The 25,504-nt window shown below is 59.6% G+C and carries 22 protein-coding genes; 16 read left to right on the top strand and 6 right to left on the bottom strand.

The window, feature by feature from the left end; all coding sequences use genetic code 11:
• The 3 genes from E3T27_RS00320 to E3T27_RS00310 are packed head-to-tail and all read right to left on the bottom strand — an operon-like array spanning position 1 to position 2,521.
• A complete protein-coding gene (locus tag E3T27_RS00320; RefSeq protein WP_134571218.1) occupies positions 1-453 on the bottom strand; it encodes a GtrA family protein in 453 nt (150 codons plus the stop codon).
• Positions 450-1,418, bottom strand: coding sequence for a Gfo/Idh/MocA family protein (locus tag E3T27_RS00315; protein ID WP_134571217.1), 969 nt, complete (start codon positions 1,416-1,418; stop codon positions 450-452). The genes E3T27_RS00320 and E3T27_RS00315 overlap by 4 nt, the downstream gene beginning before the upstream one ends.
• A gap of 2 nt (positions 1,419-1,420) precedes the next feature.
• Entirely contained in the window at positions 1,421-2,521 is a 1,101-nt protein-coding gene (locus E3T27_RS00310) for a DegT/DnrJ/EryC1/StrS family aminotransferase (RefSeq protein WP_134571216.1), read from the bottom strand.
• A gap of 110 nt (positions 2,522-2,631) precedes the next feature.
• Here E3T27_RS00310 and E3T27_RS00305 point away from each other — a divergent pair, with 110 nt between their 5' ends.
• The 3 genes from E3T27_RS00305 to E3T27_RS00295 all read left to right on the top strand — a co-directional run bounded on the left by E3T27_RS00305 (position 2,632) and on the right by E3T27_RS00295 (position 6,185).
• On the top strand, positions 2,632-3,330 hold the full coding sequence (locus E3T27_RS00305) for an LbetaH domain-containing protein (RefSeq protein ID WP_134571215.1): 699 nt from the start codon (positions 2,632-2,634) through the stop codon (positions 3,328-3,330).
• A gap of 190 nt (positions 3,331-3,520) precedes the next feature.
• Positions 3,521-5,032, top strand: coding sequence for a DUF2142 domain-containing protein (locus E3T27_RS00300; protein ID WP_206750141.1), 1,512 nt, complete (start codon positions 3,521-3,523; stop codon positions 5,030-5,032).
• Complete coding sequence (locus tag E3T27_RS00295) at positions 5,025-6,185, top strand: glycosyltransferase family 4 protein (RefSeq protein WP_134571213.1); 1,161 nt, start codon at positions 5,025-5,027, stop codon at positions 6,183-6,185. Before E3T27_RS00300 ends, E3T27_RS00295 begins: the two co-directional genes overlap by 8 nt.
• On the opposite strand, the gene E3T27_RS00290 is transcribed toward E3T27_RS00295, so the two are convergent.
• Genes E3T27_RS00290 through E3T27_RS00280 form a run of 3 tightly spaced genes read right to left on the bottom strand, consistent with a single transcriptional unit; the run spans position 6,161 to position 9,271 of the window.
• Positions 6,161-7,255, bottom strand: coding sequence for a glycosyltransferase family 4 protein (locus tag E3T27_RS00290; protein WP_134571212.1), 1,095 nt, complete (start codon positions 7,253-7,255; stop codon positions 6,161-6,163). The genes E3T27_RS00295 and E3T27_RS00290 overlap by 25 nt on opposite strands.
• Before the next feature lie 4 nt (positions 7,256-7,259).
• Positions 7,260-8,357 (bottom strand): hypothetical protein, encoded by a 1,098-nt coding sequence (locus E3T27_RS00285; RefSeq protein WP_134571211.1) that lies wholly within the window; start codon positions 8,355-8,357, stop codon positions 7,260-7,262.
• Positions 8,358-8,398: 41 nt separating this feature from the next.
• Positions 8,399-9,271: a glycosyltransferase family 2 protein gene (locus E3T27_RS00280; protein ID WP_134571210.1), complete on the bottom strand. Its 873-nt coding sequence runs from the start codon at positions 9,269-9,271 to the stop codon at positions 8,399-8,401.
• Between the two features lie 61 nt (positions 9,272-9,332).
• Between E3T27_RS00280 and E3T27_RS00275 the strand changes: the two genes are divergently transcribed.
• From E3T27_RS00275 to wecB, 13 genes are all read left to right on the top strand, one after another.
• Positions 9,333-10,502, top strand: a complete 1,170-nt coding sequence (locus E3T27_RS00275; RefSeq protein ID WP_134571209.1) for a glycosyltransferase family 2 protein — start codon at positions 9,333-9,335, stop codon at positions 10,500-10,502.
• Between the two features lie 5 nt (positions 10,503-10,507).
• Positions 10,508-11,476 carry a glycosyltransferase family 2 protein gene (locus tag E3T27_RS00270; protein ID WP_420898024.1) on the top strand — a complete coding sequence of 323 codons (969 nt, stop codon included), beginning with the start codon at positions 10,508-10,510 and terminating at the stop codon, positions 11,474-11,476.
• 50 nt (positions 11,477-11,526) lie between these two features.
• Positions 11,527-13,377, top strand: coding sequence for a DUF4012 domain-containing protein (locus tag E3T27_RS00265; RefSeq protein ID WP_206750140.1), 1,851 nt, complete (start codon positions 11,527-11,529; stop codon positions 13,375-13,377).
• Between the two features lie 148 nt (positions 13,378-13,525).
• Positions 13,526-14,962, top strand: a complete 1,437-nt coding sequence (locus E3T27_RS00260) for a tyrosine-protein kinase domain-containing protein (protein ID WP_134571206.1) — start codon at positions 13,526-13,528, stop codon at positions 14,960-14,962.
• Entirely contained in the window at positions 14,959-15,567 is a 609-nt protein-coding gene (locus tag E3T27_RS00255) for an arsenate reductase/protein-tyrosine-phosphatase family protein (protein WP_241992046.1), read from the top strand. Before E3T27_RS00260 ends, E3T27_RS00255 begins: the two co-directional genes overlap by 4 nt.
• Positions 15,568-15,575: 8 nt before the next feature.
• A complete protein-coding gene (locus tag E3T27_RS00250) occupies positions 15,576-16,556 on the top strand; it encodes a beta propeller repeat protein (RefSeq protein WP_134571205.1) in 981 nt (326 codons plus the stop codon).
• Positions 16,557-16,696: 140 nt separating this feature from the next.
• Positions 16,697-18,535 carry a polysaccharide biosynthesis protein gene (locus E3T27_RS00245; protein WP_241992045.1) on the top strand — a complete coding sequence of 613 codons (1,839 nt, stop codon included), beginning with the start codon at positions 16,697-16,699 and terminating at the stop codon, positions 18,533-18,535.
• Between the two features lie 191 nt (positions 18,536-18,726).
• Positions 18,727-19,563 carry an MraY family glycosyltransferase gene (locus E3T27_RS00240; RefSeq protein ID WP_166786040.1) on the top strand — a complete coding sequence of 279 codons (837 nt, stop codon included), beginning with the start codon at positions 18,727-18,729 and terminating at the stop codon, positions 19,561-19,563.
• A complete protein-coding gene (locus E3T27_RS00235) occupies positions 19,560-20,534 on the top strand; it encodes an NAD-dependent epimerase/dehydratase family protein (RefSeq protein ID WP_134571203.1) in 975 nt (324 codons plus the stop codon). Before E3T27_RS00240 ends, E3T27_RS00235 begins: the two co-directional genes overlap by 4 nt.
• Complete coding sequence (locus E3T27_RS00230; protein ID WP_134571202.1) at positions 20,531-21,772, top strand: glycosyltransferase family 4 protein; 1,242 nt, start codon at positions 20,531-20,533, stop codon at positions 21,770-21,772. The genes E3T27_RS00235 and E3T27_RS00230 overlap by 4 nt, the downstream gene beginning before the upstream one ends.
• A 256-nt stretch (positions 21,773-22,028) precedes the next feature.
• Positions 22,029-23,084 (top strand): polysaccharide biosynthesis protein, encoded by a 1,056-nt coding sequence (locus E3T27_RS00225; RefSeq protein ID WP_134571201.1) that lies wholly within the window; start codon positions 22,029-22,031, stop codon positions 23,082-23,084.
• Complete coding sequence (locus tag E3T27_RS00220; protein WP_134571200.1) at positions 23,074-24,177, top strand: polysaccharide biosynthesis C-terminal domain-containing protein; 1,104 nt, start codon at positions 23,074-23,076, stop codon at positions 24,175-24,177. The genes E3T27_RS00225 and E3T27_RS00220 overlap by 11 nt, the downstream gene beginning before the upstream one ends.
• Positions 24,178-25,317 (top strand): non-hydrolyzing UDP-N-acetylglucosamine 2-epimerase, encoded by a 1,140-nt coding sequence (wecB, locus tag E3T27_RS00215; protein WP_134571199.1) that lies wholly within the window; start codon positions 24,178-24,180, stop codon positions 25,315-25,317.
• The last annotated feature ends 187 nt before the right edge of the window (positions 25,318-25,504 follow it).

Genomic DNA, 25,504 nt, shown 5'->3' with positions numbered 1-25,504 from the left:
TTAGTCCTTCTTTTTTGGGCGGGTGTCAGCGAAGACCCAATAGCGGTATGCGAAATAGTTCCAGACGGTTGACAAGGCAGTCGCTATTACCTTGCCGCCGAGCCATCCGAGAACGGTTGGATTGATGAGGGAAACAATGGCGACGGTGGCCAAAGTGTTAACCGCGACCAGCAGCGTGTACTTGAACAGCGCAACGCCGTGCGGTGCGCTGGAACCGAAGGAAAAGATCCGCTGAATCGTGTACGTGAAGAAGAAGCTCAGCAGAAAAGCTGCGCCGGTTGCCAACCACAGAGGCCAGTCCAGCACATTTTTCAGGAGTGCAAGAACACCGACGTCGACAAGGAATGCCAGACCGCCGGCGAAAAGGTATCGAATTCCGCTGTTTTGGCGAACGCGAACGTGCCACGGAACTGGAACAGCAGACGTGTCGCGGGGCCCGACAGCGTTCTTCACTTCAGCGCTGCAAGTTTCTTGGAGATGACCTGATCGATGACTTCGTGGGACGCCACGATTGTCGCACGCTCAGCCGCGGCATCCACTGAGCCATCGATGACGTTCATGAAACGCGAGAACTGAGTGGTTAGCGGCTCCTGGGAGGTGATGAGCTCCGGAATTTCAATGACGGTCTGCTGACGATATCCGCGGCCGTCATCGACCGAGTTCTCCGAGACGTGCCGGTAGATTGTGACGTCGCGACGAAGGAGATCAATTTCGATGAGACGGTCGACCTCATAGACCGACAACTGTCGAATCTTGCGCTGGCCGACTCTGCTCGCGGAAACGTGAGCGATAGCACCATTTTCGAAGCCGAGCACGGTCTCAGCGACGTCCTCCGCCATTGGAGCGGAATCGGGGTGGAAGAAGCCGAGCGCGGCATCCACCGACGTTGGGTTGGAGCCGATGATGTTGATTGCCAGGTCTACGTCGTGTACCAAGAGATCCCAAGCAACGCCAGTGCGAATTCGCGGTGCGTATGGCGAGTGGCGCGTGGCCATGACGTGAAGGGGCTGCTCCAACAGCGACCTGGCGGTGAGAACCGCCGGGTTGTAGCGTTCAAGAAGGCCGCACATGAGCGGAAGATCACGGCGATCAGCCTCGTCCAGAATCTCCTGCGTTCGAAGCAGACTGTCCGCGACCGGCTTCTCAATTAGGAGAGGACGGTCCTGGGACAAAACACGCATAGCGAGGTCAAAATGTGCCTCGGTTGCCGCTGCAACAACCACAGCATCCACGTCAGCCAGGTTCGGGAGTTCGGGCAGCCAGATTGCCCCAAAACGATCAGCTACCTGTCGGCCCACATCTTCACGAGGGTCAATGAGGTAGGCAAGATCGGCGCGATCCGACTGAGCGATGACGCGCGCATGGTTTGTGCCCATGTTGCCGGCGCCAACCAGCGCAATTCGTCTCTTCACTGCCATGTTCAAGCTCCTGCCACGGCGCGAACGGCCGAGATTACTTCGGTGAGATCCGCATCGGACAGCGCGGTGTGTACCGGCAGTGACAAGACTTCCTTGACCACCTGAGTCGCGACGGGCACGTCTGCCGGAATGACGCGTGGGTGGGAACGATAGGCGTCGTAGTCGGTGACGAGCTTGGGGTAGTAAATTCCGCTGCCCACGCCCCGTTCAGCGAGAGCCTCGACAAATGCGTCTCGCCCGACCCGGGCTTCGTCCGTGATCCGCACGGTGAATTGGTGCCAGACATGGCCCCGACCGTTCAACTGACGCGGCACGATAACGCCCGGAACGTCGGAAAGCCCTTCAATAAGGCGATCTGCGTTGCTCTGACGCTTGGCCACAGTCTGCGCGTAACGCTCCAGCTGCGGGATGCCGAGGGCCGCTTGAAGATCGGTCAGGCGATAGTTGTTGCCGGCCATCTCGTACACGTAGCGCGCCCGCATTCCCTGGTTGCGCAGCAGTCGAAGTCGATCGGCGAGGGTGTCGTCATCCGTCGTGATGAGCCCGCCTTCGCCCGTTGTGATGTTCTTTGTCGCGTACAGGGAAAAAGTGCCAAGGCCGTAGCTCCCGGCGTATTTTCCTTTGTAGCTGGCGCCGTGAGACTGCGCGGAGTCCTCAAGAATGCGAAGGCCTCGCTCTGTTGCCAGTGCGACCAACGGGTCCATGTCGGCCATCTGACCGTAGAGGTGCACGGGCAGCAGCACCTTCGTGCGATCTGTAACTCTTTCTGCGACAGACGCCGGGTCGATGTTGAAGTCATCGGAACGGATGTCTGCGAAGGTGGCTGTTGCGCCCGCCTCGAGGATCGCGTTCAGCGTGGCGACGAAGGTGAAGGGAGTCGTGATGACTTCGTCGCCCGGCTGGAGGTCAAGAATCTGCATAGCCGCAATGAGTGCGGTGGTGCCGTTATTAACAGCGACAACGTGGGGGCTTCCGAAGAGTTCGCCAAAGCGTCCTTCGAGCTGTGCGACCTTGGGACCCTGCGCAACAGCGCCGGATCGCAAAACTTCCAAGACTAGTTGTTGCTCTTCTTCGCCGAATTCGACAGTTGTAATCGGGATCATGTCGCCTCGTAGATTAGATTCAATGTACCGGTTTGAATACGTGCGCCTCAAGAATAACGGATGACGCGACGTACATCTGGACGCCCGGATCCAGATGCAGTAAGGGAGCAATGAATTCTGTACATCCAACCGCCCAAATAATCGGGAATGTTTCGCTCGGTTCTGGCAACACGATCGGCCCCCTGGCCGTGATTATCGGGCCGGTTACCATCGGAAATGGCAATTGGGTCGGTACTGGTTGCGTAATTGGGGCGCCGCCCGAAGTACGAAGCTGGGCGCATCCCGCCGATGCCCTCGCCCCCGGTTCAGGGAATGGCATCCACATCGGCAACAACAACGTCATTCGTGAATACGCGCAGATTCACCAGGGCTGGCATGATCAGACGCGCATCGGCAACGACGTTTTCGTGATGAATCAGAGCTACATTGCGCACGACTGCACGCTTGAGGACGGGGCAACTCTCGCCTCTAGTGTGCTCCTCGCCGGACACGTTCGCATCGGTGCCGGGGCCAACCTTGGACTGGGCACCTGCGTGCATCAACGACGGTATGTCGGTGCCGGTGCCATGATCGGGATGGGGTCCGTCGTAACACGCAACGTACCGCCCTTCGCAAAGGCCTACGGAAATCCAGCCAAGGTCGCGTCTGCTAATCGCGTGGGTATGGAACGTGCGGGCATCCCCGTGCCGACCATAACGGCAGTCGAATCTGCCTACGGGACCACGCTGAACGAGGCTCTCGAAGACCTTGACGGTCTGGAGGGCTTCGAGGAGGCCTTGGCCGCGTGGCGGATCCACGCACAATCATGACGCCGCCGACAGCGGACGGTATTCTGGTTTGACTAGGCATCGGTCCTGGCAAAATGTCTGGAGCGATGTACAGGTGCCACGAACTACCTTGCTGGCGAAGCAGGCAGCCGGCAGGCGACCTGCAGGCAATTCGCTTTCAGTATTCTGGGTCACTTTTCTGATCCTGGCCGCGCTGTCTACTTTGTGGTCCTTGGCGAGTCCGATCTTTTCGGTGCCGGATGAGAATGCGCATGCGACCAAGGCCATCGCCCAGGTGCATGGGCAGGTCATCGGGTATCAGGTACCGGGCATCAAGCACACGGTCGTCGACCTGCCAGAGGAGTACTCGTACTCGTCGCATATTCTCTGTTTTGCCTTTCATCCGGATCAGGCCGCGAACTGCGGCGTGGAACTGGGCGATGAGGGCGGAGCAGACTGGTTCAACACCTGGGTAGGCGCATACAACCCGCTTTATTACTACGCGGTCGGATGGCCGACCCTGATACTCGACGGGTCAGCCGGCATCTACGGCATGCGCATCGTGAGTGGGCTGCTCGCGGCCGTTTTCATCGCTTGGGGGTTTCAGGCGGCGATGTCCGTGCGCAGAGCGCGCTGGATGCCGCTGGGCATGGCGTTTGCCGCCGCTCCGATGGTGGTGTACTTCTTCGGTTCGGTGAACCCCAACGGCATCGAGATTGCGTCGGCTGTCGCCCTCTGGGCTACCCTTCCTCGTCTTCTCGAGCACCTCGACTCGCGCTCGGTCAAACGTGAGGTGTCGTCGCTTCCCCGCTGGTATCTCTGGGCCATTGTTGCTGTCGCCTCCGTGACGCTGGCGACAGCGCGGGCAACGGGGCCGCTGTGGTTGGTTGTCGTAGCCGGTATCTGCTTCATCGCCACAGGATGGAGTTCGGTCAGGTCACTGTTCACCACCGCTCGCTCATACATTCCCCTGGGCATCGTTGCGGCGGGCGGGATTTTCTCGATCGCCTGGACGTTGAGTGGCGGCAGCCTCTCCAGCCAGGCTGAAAAATCTGACGCCCCATTGGTCGGAGCTTCATTTGCCCAGGGCTTTGTGCAGGTAATCCGCACCACCCCAGAGTTCATTCAGCAGGCGATCGGGTACTTCGGGTGGTTCGACGCGCCGCTGGGGACATCCGCTTCTTGGTTGTTTGTCATACCCCTGGGCATTCTGATCGTTCTCGCTGTGACCGCTTCGAGGCGACGCGGGTTGGTCACGATGGCCGTGATGACGGCCGCCGCCGTCTTCGTGCCCGCCCTGGTGCAGGGGTACAGCGTGAGCCAGACCGGAATTATCTGGCAGGGGCGATACGGCCTTTTCCTGTATCTGGGCGTGACGATTCTGGCCGGCTGGCTGCTTTCGGCCAGACAGGGCAATCGCGTGGCGTTCCTTTCCACGCGGGTCACCTGGATCAGTACCGCGATGATCGCGTCCTACGGGGTGCTCGCTTTCGTCGTTGTGATGTGGCGTTATGTCGTCGGCAGTGAACAGCCGATCAGTGAGATGTGGAAGAACCCGGCCTGGCAACCGCCGCTGGGCTGGCCAACCCTGGTGGCGCTCTATGCGCTGGTGTCGGTCGTGTTCGTGCTCGGCACGGGGTGGATGGCCGCGCGCACGGCGCGGATCGAGGATGCGGCTGACCTGGCTGACAGCCTGACCGCTCCGCCGCCGACAGAGCCGACAGAAACCACTTTCCGTGGCTGAGCCACGCGTCGCGATCGCCTACGACTGCTTCTTTCCGATCAACTCGGGCGGCGGCGAGCGGGTGTATCGGCGCATCGCCGAACTGTTCACCGAACAAGGCAGCGAGGTCGACTATGTGACGCGCGGCCAGTGGGACGGTGCAGCCCCGCAGGCAACCTTTTCTGTCATTCCGGTGTGGCGCGGTGCGATCTACGACGGGACAGGCACGCGCACGCCGACCAGCGCCGTGAAATTCGCGGTGGCTCTTTTTCGCCACTTTCGAGCGCAACGAGGTGCCTACGACCTGGTCATCGTCAGCGCCCTGCCCGTACTCAACGTCTTTGCGGTTCAGCTGGCGTTGGCCGGGAGCAAGGCCTTCGTCGTGACCGACTGGCTCGAAGTCTGGGGCTGGCGCCAGTGGCGGGCGTACTCGGGGGCGCTCATGGGCACTGTTGCCTCGATGCTGCAGTTTTTGGCGATTCGCCTGGGCGACCTGCACACCGTCAACAGCGACTTCACCGGCTCACGTATTCGGGGCTATCGGCAACGTGCCACTCCGGTCACGTTGGGGCTAGTCGACCTCGTCGGTACCGCACGCGATGCGACGACCAAACGCGGCGACGAGCCGTATCTCATTTTCATCGGCCGTCACATCGCCGACAAGCGCCTCATCGACCTGCTGCCGGCCCTGCGCGAGGCGCGCACTCAGATCAGCAACTTGCGTCTCGTTATTGTGGGTTCCGGGCCGGAGTCGGCCGCTGTCGCTGCACGCGTCACCGACCTGGGTCTCGATGACGCCGTTTCGCTCGTCGGTCGGGTCAGTGATGATGACCTGCACAGCCTGCTGGCCGGTGCGCACGCACTGGTCAACCCGTCGCGGCGCGAGGGTTTTGGGCTGGTCGTCGCCGAGGCAGCTGCGGTAGCGACACCCAGCGTGGTCGTGGCCGGCTCCGACAACGCAGCGGCCGAACTGGTTCACAACGGGATTAATGGTGTCGTTGCCACGTCGGTTCAGGCCCCCGAGCTCGCGGCCGCCATCGTGACGGTCGTGAACGCCGGTGAGCCTCTCCGAGAATCCACTCAGGCCTGGTTCGTTACGGAACGCACAGCGAGCGGGCTCAGCCGATCGATCGACCGGATTTTAGACGCCTACCGTTCGGCCAAGACTCGCTGAAACGACGCCAGGGTCTGCTGGGCGGTGCGGTCCCAGGTGAATTCGGTGGCGCGCTCGAGCCCGGCCGCCGCCAACCGAGACAATTCTTCGGGCGACCCCAGGAGCCCGCCAATGACGTCTGCGAGCTGGGCGGCGTCGTGAGAATCAACGTAGACCGCCGCATTGCCGGCGACTTCATGAAGCACCGGAATGTCGGAGCAGAGCACCGGGCACCCATGCGCCATCGCCTCGAGAACCGGAAGGCCGAAGCCCTCGAACAGCGTCGGAAACACAAAGAGGGCCGACTCCGCATAGAGCGCGTCGAGCTCTTCGGCGGTGAGCCAGCCCCGCAAGGTCACCCACTCTTCAAGCTCGAGGTGGGTCACGAGGGGCGTCAGTGGGTCGTCGCCGTGACTGCCGGTGATCACCAGGCGCGGTCGGGTGTACTCGGGTAGAAGCGCGAGCGCCTCGAGGAGTGTCAAAAAGTTTTTGTGCGGCATCCGGTTACCGACGGCCAGCAGCTGGTCGGTGCGGCGGCTTGGCGTTGCGCCGGTGCCTAGGGTCTCGCCGGCCAGCGAGATCACGTCGACGGGAGTGCGTTTGATGCGCAGGTAGCGTCGAATGTCGGTGCGGGAGGCTTTGCTGATCGTAAGAACGCGGCGGGCGGTGCGCGCGCCCAATCGAATCAGGGTGCGGAGGATGAGTGAATAGGCGCCAGGGACATATTCCGGATGCCGAAAGGGCAGCAGGTCGTGAATCGTCATGACGACCGGAATTCGTGAATAGAGCGGACCCAAGTTGGCCGGGCAATGGATGAGCGCTGCGCCGCGGCGATGCGCGAACCCGGCAACGCTGAACAGCTCACCGCGCGCCCAGTCGATCCGGTTCTCGCCGCTAATGCCGGAATCGATGACGTCACCGGGAAACCATGACGTGTCGCTGGCAGCGAGTTCGTTTGACGCGAGGGCTATGAATCGAACACCTGCGTCTTCACGCGGCATGCGGCTGTAGACCTCTCGAACATACGACTCCATGCCGCCCTTCTTGCCCGTGAAGAACAGCAGGTCAACCAAAATGAGCGGAAGCGGCATCGACTTAGTCCTTGGTCACGAGAGTGGTGCGGGAGTGGCGGGCCGCTTCGTACATCACCGCGGAGATGAGTTCGGCCACGAGCATTCCGGCAAAGACCCAGACGATGTTCTGCGTGACCAGGCCAAGCCCGGCGAGGGCAAACGTGATGGCCGCGACGATCGCTCGCAAACCAGTGAGCAGGCGCACGGCACCCATCCGCCGCAGGGCAGCGAAGGGAATTGTGGTGAGAAGCGACGTTGCCCGCCACGCGCAGGCGACGGCCAGTGGCAGCGCAGTGTCGGAGAGCGACCAGGCGGAACCGAAGATGAAACCGAACGCGCCGGTCGCTTCGAGAATGCCGAGCGCGACGATGGCACCCAGCAATGCTAGTCCGGACACTCCGATATCGAGGCGGGAATGCTCCTTCAGCAGCCGCAGTCGCAAGAAGTTGAGTGGTATTGCCAGCAACCCTGACACCGTGGAGATGGCGGTGAAGATAATGGCCTGGGCCGGGCCGATGAACGCGAGAATCATCACGTTCAGAAGCGGATAGATGACGCCTGTGATGGAGGTGTCTGCGACTACCCAGCCCATGACGGCCGGGTCGGGCCGACTCGGCTGGTGGGAGACAGGAAGGGAACGCACGCAGGTGGCCGCGGCGATCCCGGCTACCAACGGAATCATTCCCCAGGTCTGTGCAGTGAAGGCGACGAGAACGCCAGCCAGGGCCCCGGAGCCGACGAGAACGGATGCCCAGATTTCGCGAGTGTCGAGGCGCTCGGCGACGGACACTCCACGACCGACCTCGAGCGATGCCAGCAGAATGGGAAGGGCGATGCACAGCGCGACGACGTTGCTGGAGTTGAAGCCGACGATGATCGCTGTCAACACTGAAAGCGCGGCCAGCCAGAGCGGAAACGTCACCCGTCGAGCTGTTGCGGCCGAACTCAACCGTGATTCGACGACGACCGCGAAAGTCACCTGGCCCACGAACGTGGCGAACATTACGGCTACGGCGATGGCACCCTGTTCGTCCAGGTTGAACTGCCGCGCCGAGATGGCAACGGTCGCGGCCGGGATGACGGCCAGGGAGACGCCGCCGAGAAGTGTAATGAGCGACATTGCTGCGCCGCGTAGGCGAAATTGCGGGGGTAGCGAGAGGCTCACCGATCGACCGCCTTCGACAACTTTTTGCCCCAGCAGCGGCCGGTGAGGCCCTCGAAACGGCCCACGAAGACCCACCAGCCATCCGCTGTCTGAAAAGATGACCGATTGCGCAGACCGAAGAGCAGCCCGCCGGCTAATGCTGCGGCCCGCCAAAAGAGGGGGTAGTGCCACACCGTGAGCAGGCGACCAAATCCCCGGGCGTAGCTGCGCAACTTGCGCCGGCGCTCGCCGTTGGAAAGCCCATGCGGGTCTGAGACACCACCAATGGCCACCTCAGCCGGCAACCAAACAAACGAATCTGATTCGCGGGCGTGCATCAAACGCAAGAGCAAATCGGTCGCCTCGCCTGATTGCCACGGTGTCGAAGCGCCGGTACCGATCGACTCTGTAAAGCCGCCAAGCCTGGTGAACAAGCTGCGGCGAATGACGAGGCCCATCTCGATGACGGTCCAGACGTTCCAACGGTCCAGCGGCGTCCCCGCGGCCGGGAGGTGAAATTTCGGGCCGTTTTCATCTGTGACGGTCAGTGCGGCGGCGGTGGCCGCGGGCGGAATCTCACGGATACCCGCGATGGTTCCTGGCGGAAACCAAGTGGTGTCATTTGGAAAGTGCAGGAGATAGTCCATACCCGCCGGAAGCGCTGCGACCCCGGCATTGCGTCCGCGCGATGCGCCCAACGGCGACGTCGTCACGACAATCTCGCAGCCGATGGTGGTGAACTCCAAAGCGAGATCCTTGACGACTTGCAGATTACCCTGGGCGACGATCACGATCGTGTCTGCGCCGGTGACTTGGCCAGCCAAAGACTGCAGCAGGCGGCGCAAACCCAGCTCTCGACCGAGGGTGGTGACGACGAGGCCAATGTTCATAGTGCACTAAGTCTGTACGATTGAGGGCGCACCGTAGAACACAGACAGGACCCACACGCACATGCAGCAAACTTCGACGATCGAACTGACGATCCTCATGCCGTGTCTGAACGAAGCTGAGACTCTGGCGGTGTGCGTAAATAAGGCCCTCGGCTACCTTGAGCGCAGCGGCGTGGTAGGCGAAGTGTTGATCGCTGACAACGGCAGCACCGACGGTTCGCAGCAGATCGCCGAGTCGCTCGGCGCCCGTGTGGTCGCAATCGCAGAGAAGGGCTACGGCAGCGCCCTCAACGGCGGCATCGAACACGCCCGCGGCACCTATGTGATCATGGGCGATGCCGACGACAGCTACGACTTCAGCCGCCTCGACGGGTTCGTCGAACGCCTGCGCGCTGGCGACGAACTCGTCATGGGTAACCGCTTTCGCGGCGGCATCGAGCCCGGCGCCATGCCGCCGCTGCACAAATACCTCGGCAACCCCGTGCTCTCGTGGATCGGGCGCATGCTGTTTCGCTCGCCCATCAAAGATTTTCACTGTGGCCTGCGCGGATTCAACCGCCAATCCATGCTCGACCTGCACCTGCAGACCACGGGCATGGAATTCGCCAGCGAAATGGTCGTCAAGTCGACTCTTGGTGGATCGCGCGTCAGCGAAGTACCGACCACTCTTGCGAAAGACGGCCGGAATCGGCCGCCGCACCTGCGCAGCTGGCGCGATGGTTGGCGCCACCTACGCTTTCTCCTCATTTTCAGCCCGCGGTGGCTGTTCCTTATTCCGGGGACGGCGGCATTTCTGCTGGGCTTTGTCGGCGTAATGCTGTTGAGCTTTGGACCGGTCGTCGTCGGACGCGTCGGCTTCACCTACTCCAGTCAGCTTTATCTCGCGGCGCTCACAGTTGTCGGCTATCAATCAGTGCTGTTTGCGATTCTCACCAAGATCTATGCACAGCAAGAGGGTTTTCGTATTCCGCGCAGCCGCAACTTCGACCGGTTGCAGAAACGCATCAGCCTAGAGAGCGGGGCCGTTGTCGGCCTCTTGCTCTTTCTCATCGGTCTGGGCGTCGCGGTTACGCAGTTGATCGGATGGGCCTCAAACGACTTTGGCCCGCTCGAGGCGGGCACTACTCTGCGCGCAGCGATTCCGGCCGCGCTGCTCATGATGCTGGGTTCGCAGACGATCATGGCCGGAATGTTCCTCGGCGTTCTGTCGGTCGGCGTGAAGCGTAGCTAATGATTGTGAGCGTCTCCGTCGCGCTGTGCACCTATAACGGTGCCGCCTTTCTCGAAGAGCAGCTGCTCAGTATCCTGAGGCAATCGATGCCGGTAAGCGAGATCGTGGTGTCCGACGACGGGTCGACCGACGAGACGCTGGCTGTACTGGAGCGAGTCGTAGCGGCCTGGCCCGCTGTAAATGTGGTGGTTCTGCGAAACAGTACGGCACTGGGGGTGACGGCGAACTTCGAGCAGGCGCTCGCGGCCTGCTCGGGAGATCTCATCGCGCTCTGCGACCAAGACGACGTCTGGTGGCCCGAGCGGGTGGAGCGCATGGTGACCGAGTTCACCCGGCGGCCCGCTTTGCAGATGCTGCACACCGACGCCCGCCTCGTCGACGCTGCCGGCGCCCCCCTCGGTCTCACGCTGCTGCAAACCTTGGGTGTGTCGGAAGCCGACCGCGCGGCCGTGCACGCGGGACACGCCATCGACGCTTACCTGCGCCGCAATATCGTGACCGGCGCGACGATGATGGTGCGGCGAGAGTTGGTCGAGCGCTCACGACCGTTTCCGGCCGTGTGGGTGCACGACGAGTGGATGGCTATGGTCGCCGCCGCGACCGGCCTGGTCGACCTGGTCGACGAGCCGCTCACCGATTATCGTCAGCACGGCGGTAACCAGATCGGGGTGACCACCCTCGACGCCTCCGGCAAGCTCGGCCGACTGCGTGCGCCGCGCACCGCCCGCAATGCCCGACTTCTCGCGCGAGCCGCGGCGCTGCAGCAGCGGGCCTCGGAGTTTGAGCCGGCGGTATCCACTTCAGTACTGGCCCTGATCGATGCGAAGCTCGCGCATGAAACGCGTCGAAGCACGCTGCCAGCGGCACGGCTACTGCGGGTGGCGCCGATTCTGCGTGGCTGGCGCACGGGGGACTACTTGCGCTTTGGGCTCGGGCTGCAAGACCTGCTACGCGACCTGGTGCAGCCGGTCTGACTCGCCGGCCCGTGGTCTCTTAGAGGGATTTGAACTGATTCAATGGCATGGTGAGTGAAACAACAATTGGTGCCCAGAAATCCGCGAAGCGACCCCGGCCGCGCTTCTACCGCCGCTGGTGGTTCTGGACGATCATCGGCGTGGTCGTCGTTGTCGCGCTCGCGAGCGCGTGGGTAGGCGTTCGGGGATGGCAAGCGAAGACAGAACTCGAAGCCGCCATTCCACTGGCCGCCACGATCAAGAGCCAGGCAATTGCAGGAGACACAGAAGCGGCCAAGGCGTCGGTTACCGAAATGGCCAGCCACGCCGCACGTGCCCGCGAATTGACCGGAGACCCGGTGTGGCGCGCCGCTGAATTCGTGCCGTTCGTCGGGGTCAATCTGAACGCTGTGCGCACCTTGGCGGCCGTCGCCGATGACGTGATCACGGATGCCGCTATGCCTATGGTAGAGGTTGTAGCCAATCTGACCCCGGCAACGCTCAAGTCTGTTGATGGGGGTATTGATCTTGAACCGCTCGTTTCAGCGGGCCAAGTTCTCAGTGAAGCCAGTACGGTGCTCACCGCAGCGGGGCAGCGGATCAACGGCGTAGACACGAGCGCCACCATGGCGCCGCTCACCGCGGCCGTGGGTAAATTCGACAGCCTCCTCGCGAGCCTCGCGCCACCGCTCGCGTCAGCCAGCCAAGCTCTCGACGTTATCCCCGATGCGCTGGGCGCCAGTGCGCCGCGCGACTACGTCATCGTGTTTCAGAACAGCGCCGAAGCACGTGCCCTCGGCGGGACGTCCCTATCTTTCGCCCTGTTGACGATTGACAATGGCAGCATCAGTCTGGGCAAGGCGGTTCCAGCCGGTTTCGGCAACTTCGCGTACTACCAGGAGTCCGTCATTGCGATGCCCGACGGTGTTGCCGAGCTTTACGGTTCGGAATTCGGGCGGGCCATGTCTAACGTCACGGTGCGCCCGAGCTTCGAAAGTGCAGCCGAAGTGACCCAGGAGATGTGGAAACGTCAGTTCGGAACCACCATCGATGGCGTTATCGGCGTGGATCCCGTGGCGCTGAGCTACCTGCTTCGCGGAACCGCCCCGGTAACCCTCTCGACCGGCGACGTTCTCACGAGTGAGTCACTCGTCCCTCTACTACTCAACGAAATTTACATGCGATTCTGGTCGGATAACGTCGGTGCTGACAACGCGGCTCAGGATGTCGTGTACGCAGAGATCGTGCAAAGGACTTTTGAGCAGTTGATTGGCGGCAAATCTGATTTAAAAGCGCTGATGTCGGCCGTGACGCAGGCTGTCGATGAACGGCGCCTGCTGTTGTGGAGCCCCGTGGAGAAAGAGCAAGCCCTCTTTACGTCTTTAGGAGTTACCGGTCCCCTGCCGCAGAGCGACGAGACGACCGACCGGGTCGGGGTTTACCTGCAGGAGAACGTCGGTTCCAAGATGAACTACTTCCTGCATCAGTCGGTTGGTCTAGGGCAGGCCGTATGTAGGGACGACCAGAGGGCGTCGTATCGAATCGACCTGGAGCTCACAAATGACCTGCCACTCGACGCTGCGACATCGATCAGCCCATCGATCCTGGGCCAGTTCGTCCGGGAAAATCTCAAGCCTGGTGTGCAGCGCATGATTGTGATGGTCTACGCGCCCTCAGGGTCGCAGATCGTGGGCGCGGCCATCGACGGTGTTTACGTTGAGCTGGAGGAATATCACGACACCGCGTATCCGGTGGCAAAGGTGGTTCTCACTATGAAGCCTGGTACTACGTCGAAGTTGAGTGTGGACGTGGTCGCGGCAGGCACCGACCAGAAGGTGCTTGCGGCTGAAGTGACGCCGATGGTCAACCCCACAGCCATCTCCGACGTGCCCCTCGACTGTGCGCGTGTGCCCGTCCAGTAACCGGGCGTCTGCCCCGAGCGTGTCGCTCTGAATGCGTGTTTTATGGTGATAGCTCGCGAGGCCCATGCGTGGTCGTGTGTCACTATATAAGGGGGATGTTCCCTTCATTGGGAATTTCCCAGCAACACGATCTATCGGAGGCATGCACGTGGAGTTGAAAGACTACGTCAGGATTTTTCATAAAAGCTGGATCCTGATCGTGGCGTGTGTGCTTTTCGGAATTGCGGCCTCCGCCGCGATTTCTATCGCCACAACGCCAAAATATGTCGCCAGCACCCAGCTATATGTGTCGGTGAAGGCGGCGGCAGATGCCGGTTCGGGTGAACTAGTACAAGGTACGAGTTTCGCGCGCCAGGCAGTGGCGTCGTACGTCGATGTCGTGAACAGTGCCATCGTGCTCGACGAAGTCATTGCGGAGCTGGGCCTCGACATGACCGCCGCTCAACTTGCCCCGTCCATTGCGTCATCCTCTCCGTTGAACACCGTGCTCATCGACGTGTCGGTGACGAACAGTGACCCGGCGTTGGCAGCGAAAATTGCCAACTCCGTGGGCAGCAATTTCAGCCGCATCGTGGTCGATGAGCTAGAAAAACCCGATGGTGAAGCGGTCAGCCCCGTGAAAATCGAGACCATTCAGCCGGCTCAGGTACCCACGAAACCGGCGAGTCCGAACGTACCGTTGAACATTGCGCTCGGATTGTTGGTGGGACTGGCCATCGGAATCGGAATCGCTGTGCTGCGCAGCGTTCTCGACACGCGCATCCACAGCCTGCACGACATCGAGCTCGTGACCGATACCCCGATGCTCGGTGGCATCAACTTCGACCCCGACGCAAAAAAACGCCCGCTCGTCGTGCATGCCGACCCGAAGAGCCCGCGCGCCGAATCATTCCGGAGCCTGCGCACCAACTTGCAATTCGTAAATATCTCGGGCGGCCCCCGCAGCTTCGTTGTAACGAGCTCCATCCCGGGTGAGGGCAAGAGCACCACGACGGCCAACCTGGCCATCGCGCTGGCCGAAACGGGCGTGCGAGTCGCCCTCATCGATGGCGACCTGCGGCTGCCCCGCCTCGCGCACTACATGGGCCTTGAGGGGGCTGTCGGCCTGACGGATGTGCTCATCGGTCGCGCCGAACTCGCCGACGTCTTGCAGAGCTGGGGCCGGGACAAACTCGTCGTGCTGCCCAGTGGTCGCGTTCCCCCGAACCCTAGTGAGCTGCTCGGCTCAGCGGCAATGTCGAATTTGCTCGACAGCCTCACCGCAGAGTTCGACGTCGTGCTGATCGATGCCCCGCCGTTGCTTCTCGTGACCGATGCAGCGGTGCTGAGCAAGCTCACCGGTGGTGCGTTGCTTGTGGTAGCCTCTGGCCGCACCAAGCGCAATGAACTTGCCAGTGCGGTGAAGGCCCTGCAACGCGTCGAAAGCAGCCCGGTGGGTGTCATCATCACTATGCTCCCCACGAAGGGGCCGGACTCCTATGGCTATGGCCAGTACAGCTATGGAAACATTCTCGCCGAGTCAGCCGATGCCCCGGCTCCCGTAAGCACGCGCCAGCTGCGTCGGATGCGTCGGCGTACCGCATGATGACGACGTTTTCGATTCTCACGGTGTGCTCGGGCAATATCTGCCGTTCACCTCTCGCGGAGCAGTTGCTGCAAGTGGGCCTCGGCAAACTGCCCGGGGTGTCGGTCGCGAGCGCGGGAACCATCGGTCTCACCGGCCAGGGCATGCCCGAGCAGGCCGCGGCTCTTTCTCGCCAGTTCGGCGGTGATCCTTCAGCACACGTTGCACGTGAACTCACCGTTGAGCACCTGACCTCATCGAACTTGGTATTGGCGATGTCGCGCGAGCACCGACGTGCTATCGCGGAGCTTTCGCCGCGGGCCATTCGTTATACCTTCACGATTCGCGAGTTCGCACGCCTGGTGCACGATCTGACCGATAACGACCTCACCAAGGCTGCCAGTCTCCCGCTCGACAACACGGCCGGTCGGTTCGCTTCGGTAGTCGGACTCACCGCGTCCCAGCGCGGCATGGTGCCACCAGCCGAATTTCCCGACGACGACGACGTGGTCGACCCGTACCGTCAGCACGACAGCGTCTACGCCGAATCAGCCAGACAACTCGTACCTGCCGTGCAATCCGTCGTCTCGCTTTTTCAGCGGGCAGCGACAATCGTTCCGGTGTAAGGGGAAAAGTGGCATCTTTCAAACCGCACAAGCGACCGAGCCAGAACAAAGCCATGCGACGGCGCTGGATACTGGCGGCCCTCACCCTGTTCGTCGTCGTTGATGTCGCCCTTGTCGCGCTGGCTCTCGCGCCGCCGGAAACTCCGTCGGCTGTAAATGTCTCTGCTGCGCCTACCTCAACCGCCACCCCCACGGCATCGCCGGCTGAGACCACTGCACCGGTGGATCCCGTTGAAGTGGTTCCAGTCACTGTTGAGACCGTGGCACCCACCCGAATTATCTCGGCTCTCGACGGCACGACTGCCTGGCGAGCCCCCACGGGCCCCTGCCCGGTCACTGCGGCAGCACCGGAACGAACCACCGATTCCGGTGCCAGCTGGGTCTCCTTCAACGCATCGATCAACACCGATGCGTCGTCTATCCTCACCATTACGGCAGTGGATGATGCCGAGACGTCACTCGTCACCCTAGACTCCACCAGTTGTTCCCCGCAGGTTGTCGACACTTACGTTGCGGGTGAAGAGTGGGCGAACTATCCAGAGCGGGCGAGCGGCCGTTGGTTCATTAATCCGGCCAACCGAGCGGTCGTTCACACTCCGAACGGCGACGTGGCTGCGCCGTGCCCCAGCGTGGTGGCTTTCGCGGCACGCAGCGCCACCGCAGCCGCTCTGCTTTGCGCCGATGGCGCGTTTCTTCGCACAACCGACTCCGGTGCCAGCTGGGGCGCGGCACTGGCCCTGCCGGGAGCAGTCAACCTCGCCACTTCGGGCGATGGCTACGTGGTTGTGGCGCAGAGCCAGGCCGAGTGTGCGGGGCTTCAGCTCCTCACAGCAGGCGAATCAACAGACGCGCCATTTTCAATTACCGGCTGCCGCGAGGCTGCCTTCAACCCCGGCAGCGTGGCAGTGTCCAGCGGCGAGGGAACTCTCTGGTTGTGGGCTGGGGACGCATTAAGTAGGTCAAACGACGGTGGAACAACATGGCTGTAATTGATAGTTCGCTTACCCGCGGTTTGCGACGTCCCCCAAAAGCCCGATTTTTTCATAGGGTAGAATCGGAGTTTATGAAGATGGGCTCACTTCGGCACCGAACAGGAGTGCAGTGCACTTCAATCTGGGGGGAGTAAGTTGTGTCAGTAAACGAAGTTGCGTCGAGCGCGCTAAAAGAACTTCACAAGGCCGTGCCCGTTGTGCGCTTTGGTACGCAGTTCGGATTCGACGCCGCGTCTTGGGCCGTTGCGCTTATTCTGGCGCAAGTTTTCCGCTACGAGTTTCAGGTCAGCCTCATCAGCTGGTTACCGCTTGCACTGTTGTGTGTAGCTGCGACCGTTCTGCAGCTGTTTGTCGGCTCGGTCTACCACCTGTATCGTGGCCGCCACCCGTACGGCAGCTTCGCTGAGGTGCGCTCGCTCCTCTGGTCCGTGCTCGCCACAGCTCTAGTGCTGACTGTTCCCGTATTTGTCTTCGGTGGCGCCCTGGATATTCCGCGCAGCAGCGTCATAATTGCCCTGCCAATGGCGTTTGTAATTATGGGCGGTGTGCGCTACTACAAGCGACTACTCGTTGAACGGGCTATCGTGCCCGCGGACAACGCACGTAGTGCGCTCATCTATGGTGCTGGCTACCTCGGTGCATCCATTGTGCGCCGCATGAAGACTGATGCGCAGTCTTCGTTTCGCGCGGTTGGTCTTATCGACGACGACCCGCGCAAGAGCAACGTGTGGCTCCATGGAGTTCGTGTGCTCGGTACAGGAGCCGATCTGGTGCGCGCTGCTGAAGCTACCAAGGCTACGGTGTTAATCGTCTCGATTGCTCGTGTTGATGCAACTCGACTGCGTGAGATTTCTGACGCAGCAGACGTCGCCGACCTTCGGGTCAAGGTGTTTCCCACTCTTGATGAGGTGCTCAGGGGCAAGGTGCGTCTGAACGACCTGCGTGATATTTCCATTGACGACCTCATCGGCCGCAACCCCGTCGATACCGACGTGGCGTCGATCGCCGGCTACATAGCCGGTAAACGCGTTTTGGTCACCGGCGCTGGTGGGTCGATCGGTTCCGAGTTGTGCCGTCAGATTCAAGCGTTCGCGCCCAGTGAGCTTATTATGCTGGACCGTGATGAGACTGGCCTGCAGACGACGCAAATTTCCATTCTTGGACATGGCCTGCTCGATACCAAAGATGTTGTGCTGGCGGATATTCGCGATCGCGAAGCACTCACGGCGATCTTCGCGGAGCGTCGCCCCGACGTCGTGTTTCATGCTGCCGCCCTCAAACACCTGCCCATGCTCGAGCAATACCCCGATGAGGCGTGGAAGACAAACGTACTCGGCACCCGTAACGTGCTGCAGGCTGCGCAGAACGTGGGTGTGAAGACGTTCGTTAACATCTCCACCGACAAGGCTGCCAACCCGACGAGCGTGCTCGGGCATTCAAAACGGGCGGGGGAACAGCTCACCGCGAACGCGGCTCAACAGACAGGCCACGACTATATCTCCGTGCGCTTTGGCAACGTTATTGGCAGCCGCGGCTCAATGCTGCCGACCTTCACCGCACTCATCGAGGCCGGCGGCCCGCTCACGATTACGCACCCCGACGCCACGCGGTTCTTCATGACCATCCCCGAGGCATGCCAGCTCGTCGTGCAGGCCGGTGGTATCGGCCGCCCTGGCGAAGTACTGATCCTCGATATGGGCGAGCCGGTTCGCATTTTGGACATTGCCCAGAGAATGATCGCGCAGTCGGGCAAGGCAATCGAGATTATCTACACAGGACTGCGCGATGGCGAAAAGCTGCACGAAGAACTCGTCGGACTCGGCGAGACCGACGCACGCCCGATCCATCCCAAGATTTCCCATGCAAACATTAGAGCTATCTCGCCGGACCACCTCGAAAAGTCGTTCTGGGATGACCAGTTCCGCCGTGAAAGCCCGGTTCTGCAGGCCAAGGCGACCGTTTCCGGTAGGCCCTAGTAATGATGCTTGTTATCGCTCTGGCAGCCGTCGCCTTTGTCAGTCTGATGGCCCCTTTCGTACTCCGCCCATTCCTTCGACACTTAGATGTCGTGGACGTGCCGAATGCGCGCTCGGCGCACACGCAAGCGGTTCTTCGCGGGGGCGGACTGGGTCCTCTACTCGCTTTGGCTATTGGTTGTAGCATTCTCGTGGCATCTCTACCAAGCGTCGAGTCCGTTACAGTGCTACGCGTAATCGTTGGGGTCTCTGTGGCTTCCGCCGTTTTGGGGTGGATCGAAGACGTGCGTGGAGTCTCAATTCGTGTGCGCGCAGGCGCCCAGATCTGCATTGGACTCATAGCGTCCAGTATTGTCGTTGGGCATGCCGGAGTCGCCCCCTGGTTGGTTGTTGTCTTTACGATAGGTGTAGCCGGGTATATAAACGTCGCCAACTTCATGGATGGCGTCAATGGTATTTCAGCGTTGCACGGCACGGTCGTCGGCGTCACATACGCCATCTTGGGTGTTGTCTTTGAACTTCCATGGTTAGCGATCACTGGCGGAATAGTCGCGCTCGCGTTCTTCGGGTTCCTTCCGTGGAACCTACGAGGGCGGATATTCTTGGGAGATGTGGGGAGTTACCTGCTCGGGGGAAGCATTTCCATTACTGCAGTTGCAGCACTCGCCCACGGAGTCCCGTTTCTCGCGGTGATTGCGCCTCTAATCGTCTACCTCGCGGATGCTGGTTTCACTCTAGTGAGCCGTGTTATCCGGGGTAGACGCTGGTCCGACGCTCATCGTGATCACGTGTATCAGCGCCTCACTGATAGTGGCATTTCGCACTTCCGTGTGGCGCTCCTCGTCACGGGGCTAAGTTTGTGCGCCGGGGCGATCGGAATTTGGGCGGCCGTCAAGCATCTACCTTGGCCCATAGAGATCGTTCTCCTCTCCGCAATTCTCGCGGCCTATTTCGTCTGGGGGGCGGTCGCAACCTGTCTGAAACGAACATCGACGGAAATGATTGACCGGGAAGGGATGAATTCGTGAAAATTTTTGTTACTGGCGCGAATGGGTTCGTCGGGCGTCATACCTGTACCCACCTCCTCGACCGCGGCCATGACGTGACGGCGGGAGTGCGAACCGCGGGTTCGGCTCCTCTTGGCACAGAAGAATGCCTCGTAGGCGATCTGGGTCCTGCGAGCGATTGGAACAAGGACCTCTCTGGGCATGACGCAATAGTCCACTTGGCTGCAAGAGTACATGTTATGAATGACACAGCTAAGGACCCGTTGGCGGAATTTCGTCGTGTCAATACTTTCGGTACCGTAGCGCTCGCTCAAGCAGCTTCGTCGCAGGGTGTTCCACGATTCGTCTTCTTGAGCAGCATCAAGGTCAATGGCGAAAAGACGGATGGTCGACCATTCACGGCCAAAGACTCTCCTGATCCACAAGACTCGTATGGGGTCTCCAAACACGAGGCAGAGGTCGCTCTGAGAAGCGTGGAGAGAGAAACGGACCTACAAGTTGTTGTCGTGCGCACACCGTTGGTGTACGGGCCAGGAGTCGGAGGCAATTTTGTGAAGACGCTTTCACTGGCTCGAAGTGGCATTCCTTTGCCGCTCAGAAGCCTGCGCAACAGCCGAACTTTGTGTTCGGTCTGGAACCTAGTCGAGTTGCTCGAGAAGTGTGCCTCTGACGAGGCGGCTGCCGGGGCACTCGTACTTGCTGGTGACTTGACGAGCCCGTCTACTGGCGGACTTGTCCGGGAGATCAGTCGCGCAATGGGCAAGCGGAGCCGTAATTTTTCGTTTCCTCCCGCCCTCCTAGGCCTTGCAGGCCGGGCGACGGGCAAATCGGCCATCATTCGCCGCCTGACTCAATCGCTCGAGGTAACTGCAGGCTCCAGCTCGACTGCCTTCACCTGGCACCCCTCCGAGCGCTTCGAAGACTCGATCAAACGCACGGTTGATTGGTATCTAGGGGACGTCGCTGCTCCAGACTCGAGCTCAAGAATATGAAGATCGCCATCGTCTCGCAGTATTATGCGCCGGAGGCAATACGTATTCCGGATACACTCGCACGCGGTCTCGCGGCACGGGGTCATGAGGTGCGTGTTGTTACGGGCTACCCCAACTATCCAGACGGAGAGTTATTTCCGGGCTACAAGCGACGACGCAACTTCGTAGAACTGATTGACGGAGTTAGCGTTCGGCGTGTTCCCCTCGTCATCAGCCATTCCTACAATCCCTTAGCGCGCTTTGCGAACTACTTGACGTTTGCGGGGAGCGCCGCCCTCGCGCATCACTTCGTTCGCTCGGCTGATGTTGTTTATGTCTATGCAACCCAGATGACTCCTGCGATCGGTCCCTCGATTTGGCGCGCGCTTTTCGGTACTCCCTATGTGATGCATATCCAAGACTTGTGGCCAGAGTCCGTGACGCATTCGTCCATGGTTGGTCGCGGTGGTGCTAAGAAATTAATTGGTGCCCTGCTCGATCCGTGGCTGCGGTACCTCTATCGCACAGCATCAGCAACGATAGCCATCGCCCCCTCGATGGCGCGTATGCTCGCGGCCCGAGGAGTGCCCGTCGAACGCCTTCACACGGTTCTCAATTGGGACGCTGCGGAGGCGTCCGGCTCCCTCGGGGATAGCGCTTCTCGGGACGACTCGAATGTCTCGATTGTCTACGCGGGAAACCTCGGAGACCATCAGTCGCTAGACACGGTCATTCGTGCTGCCGACGCAGTGAAACACGTGGCAAATGTGACCATTACGATTGTTGGTTCGGGTGTGGCAGAGAAGCGGCTCCGTGCCTTGGCGGAGACAATAGGTGCTCACAATGTCATATTCCTAGGTAGGATCGAGCCCGAGAAAATGGGTGCAATTCATGCCCAATCCGACTTCCAAATTGTCTCGCTCAAGGACTTGGCCATCTTTGACGGAACGATTCCGTCCAAAATGCAGTCCAGTTTGTCTAATGGAATTCCAGTTATCACCACAGTGCGTGGTGATGTGAAGCAGATCGTTCTTGCTAATGGACTCGGTTTCGCAGTTGACCCCGAATCAGTCGAACAACTTGCAGATGCATTCACGCTAGCCGGCTCCATTGATTCGGAGACCCGCAGACTCATGGGCGTAGCGGCGCGTGAATATTACGACCGGGAAATGTCAATCCATAACGGTATCGCACAGATTGAAAAAATTCTGGTTTCGGCGTCCCATCACCAGCGACGAGGACGAGCCACCAGTTCATGACTGAGAATTGGTAGGCGATTAAAGTGCTGGTGAGACGTGAGTTCGGTTCTTTTATGAGCTCCTTCGTGCGCAATCCATGACGTACTGATCGACACCCTTTCGTGACGCCCACGTGACAACCGATGCGTATCGGGCGGAGTTTGAATTCAGGGGTGGGCGAATTTTCTAAGGTCGATGCCATCACAGCCGGGTGTAAATACCATTGAAAAAATATTGGCTACGGCCGCAAGCATAAACTTGAAATGAGAGCTAAAGCATGACGAACAAATACGAAGGTAAGCGCATTCTAGTCACCGGTGGAACTGGCTCTTTCGGCCACACCGTCGCTGCGAAACTTCTGGATCGGGGAGCCTCGCAGGTACGCATTTTGAGCCGTGACGAAGCTAAACAAGATCTCATGCGCCATGAAATAGTCGATTCGCGCCTTCGCTTCTACGTGGGTGACGTTCGCGACTATCTAAGCGTAGAACGGGCGATGCGAGACGTTGACTTCGTATTTCACGCTGCAGCACTTAAGCAAGTCCCGTCGTGTGAGTTTTTCCCCATGGAGGCCGTCAAGACGAATGTATTTGGCAGTGAGAATGTTGTTCGCGCCGCGGATCAAGCAGGCGTGAAGGCCGTAGTCTGCCTAAGCACTGATAAGGCCGTATATCCCGTGAATGCAATGGGCATGAGCAAAGCGATGATGGAAAAAGTCGCGCAATCACATGGGCTTAATAACCCTGACGCAGTTACCACGGTTTCGTGTGTGCGCTATGGAAATGTAATGTACTCGCGCGGTTCAGTCATCCCTCTATTCATCCGCCAACTCAAGGCCGGCAATAACCTCACCGTGACGAACCCGGATATGACGCGATTCATGATGTCACTTGCGGATTCCGTCGACTTGGTCGAATATGCCTTCCACAACGCAGAGCAAGGTGATCTATTCATTCGCAAGGCAAAAGCCTGCACTGTTGGGGACCTGGCCGAGGCCTTGATCGCATTGTTCGAGTCTTCGGTAAAAGTCGACGTAATTGGGACGCGGCACGCGGAGAAGGTGTCTGAAGCCCTTGCGAGTCGAGAAGAACTCTCACGTTCTCAAGACATGGGCGACTACTTCCGGATTCGGGCTGACAATAGGGACTTGAATTACAGTCTGTATGTAGAGGAGGGCAATGTTTCTCAGGTCATGTACTCAGACTATGACTCCCACACAGTTGACCGAATGTCTATTCCCGAAGTCCAAGCGCTCCTTCTCACGCTCCCGGAGGTTCGTGCTGAACTGAGCACGGCGGGTCGGCTGACAGGAATATCCGCTGATGGCAACTGATAGAGTCGTACTGACTGGGGGTAACGGCTTTCTTGGCTTTCATGTGCGCGCTGCTCTAAAAGAGCGTGGTGCAGATGCAGTGAATATCCCTCTGGGGCACTCGTATGACCCCGTCAATTCTGTACGGGCGGTCGAGGGAGCGGATCGAGTCATCCATCTGGCCGGCGTCAATCGGGGATCAGATCAAGAAGTCTCGGAAGGCAATGTAGTCTTCGCGGAGCAATTGGCCGAGTCCGTTCAGCATTGTTCCGTGCCTCCGAGAACAGTTGTTTTTGCCAATTCTGTCCAAGCCGCCAACAGTGGCGTTTATGGGATCGCGAAGGCGAGGTCGGCAAAGATCCTGAGGACGGCGGCTGAGTCCGTCGGCGCTGAGTTCCACGACGTCGTTTTGCCGAATCTCTTCGGTGAGCATGGGCGTCCGTTTTACAACGCCGTCACGGCAACATTTTGTTACCTGCTGGCTCGGGGCGAGCAGCCGACGGTCCAGAATGATTCGCTTCTGAGCCTGCTCCACGCACAAGACGCTGCAGATCAACTGCTTGGCGGCGTTGCTGGAGGGTCCCCGCCTAAGTTGGCGGTCCAACTGACTGTCAACGATCTGCTTCGACGGCTGGTGGACATTGCGCGATTATATGAACGGGGTGAGATACCGGATGTTAGCTCGGAATTTTCGCGCAATTTGTTCAATACGTATAGGTCCTACACATTACGCACTCTCGCCCCCATAAACTTAACAAAGCACGCGGACGCACGAGGATCTTTTTTCGAGATCCTTCGTTCGCACGGTGGCACGAGTCAGTCCTCGTTTTCCACGACAGCCCCGGGCATGAGTCGTGGTGATCATTTCCATCGCCGAAAAGTTGAGCGGTTCACCGTGCTGTCCGGCACCGCCACAATCGCAATGCGTCGCATCTTCACAGACAATGTTGTGGAGTTTCACGTCTCCGGCGAAGTACCTATGGCTGTTGACATGCCGACGATGTGGGCTCACAAGATTACAAACACCGGGCCTGGCGAGTTGTTTACGTCATTTTGGTCCAATGATATTTTCACTTCCCAAGCTCCAGATACGATTTCAGAGGCAGTCTTTTAAATGAATCCACGACTCAAGGTTCTGACAGTGGTTGGAACCCGACCCGAAATTATCCGTCTGGCCGCTACGATCAAGCGGCTGGATAAATACACTGACCATGTACTCGTGCATACAGGTCAGAATTACGACTATGAATTAAACGAGGTGTTCTTTGAGGACCTCGGCCTCCGAAAGCCGGACTATTTTCTTGAAGCAGAGACGAGTTCCCTTGGTAGCGTTCTCGGCTCGATTCTCACCAAAATAGAACGCGTTTTGACAATAGAGAGACCAGATGCGTTTTTGGTCCTTGGTGACACGAACAGCTGTATCTCTGCCTTGATGGCTAAGAGAATGAAGATTCCGGTTTATCATATGGAGGCAGGAAATCGGTCGTTCGATGAAAACGTTCCTGAGGAAACGAACCGACGCCTCGTTGATCATGTCGCTGACTATAATCTCGTCTATACGGAACATGCCCGGCGGAATCTCTTGGCCGAGGGGATTCATCCATCCCGCATAGTGCTGACGGGTTCTCCTATGCGCGAGGTGTTAGATCTTAACGCAGCAGCAATCGAAGCGAGCTCGATTTTGGAGGAGCAGGGGCTGGAAGACCGCGGCTACTTCCTGGTGAGTCTCCACCGTGAGGAGAATGTGGACAATCCTGCACGCTTGGAGGCGGCATTGGAATCTCTCGGGCAGATCGCTGAAGCTTACGAACTTCCGGTGCTCGTATCTACCCACCCCCGGACGCGTAAACGCTTAGGGGAACAGTCCGAGGCGCTCAAGAGCAAACTCGTATTCCACACGCCGTTCGGGTTCAATGATTACGTGCGACTTCAGAAATCGGCAAAGTTGGTGCTCTCAGACAGCGGAACTATCAGCGAAGAGTCGTCTATTCTCAGCTTTTCGGCCGTGTCTCTCCGTGACGCGATCGAGCGACCAGAGGCGCTTGACGCTGGCGTCACGATCACGTCCGGGGTCGTCGGAGAAGGTGTAGTGGAAGCAGTCGCTCTAACACTCTCGCAATTCGAAGAGGACGGCCCGGCGGAAATTCCCGCGGAGTATCAAATTAAGGATACGTCGCGTCGCGTCGTAAGTTTTATCTGCTCGACAGCAAGGTCTCATCACCATCGATCAGGAATCCGGAAGGGGGAAGAATGACCGAACTCCCAAATCTCGTTAGAAATAGCGTATATCGGTCCGTCACCGCGCGGTGAGGCTGTTCCTATTTTGGACTGGCGTAATCCAATACCGCCAATTAGGCCACATATGCTTAGTGCATCAGTGTTCTGCTCATCGTTCGTGTATGAATCGGGCGATGCAGAACCTATGCAGCGAGTAATGTTTT

This window comes from Cryobacterium lyxosi, assembly GCF_004403345.1.
Taxonomy (GTDB): Bacteria; Actinomycetota; Actinomycetes; order Actinomycetales; family Microbacteriaceae; genus Cryobacterium; species Cryobacterium lyxosi.
Note: the sequence above shows the minus strand (reverse complement) of the source record. Positions and strands in the feature narration are given on the sequence as shown.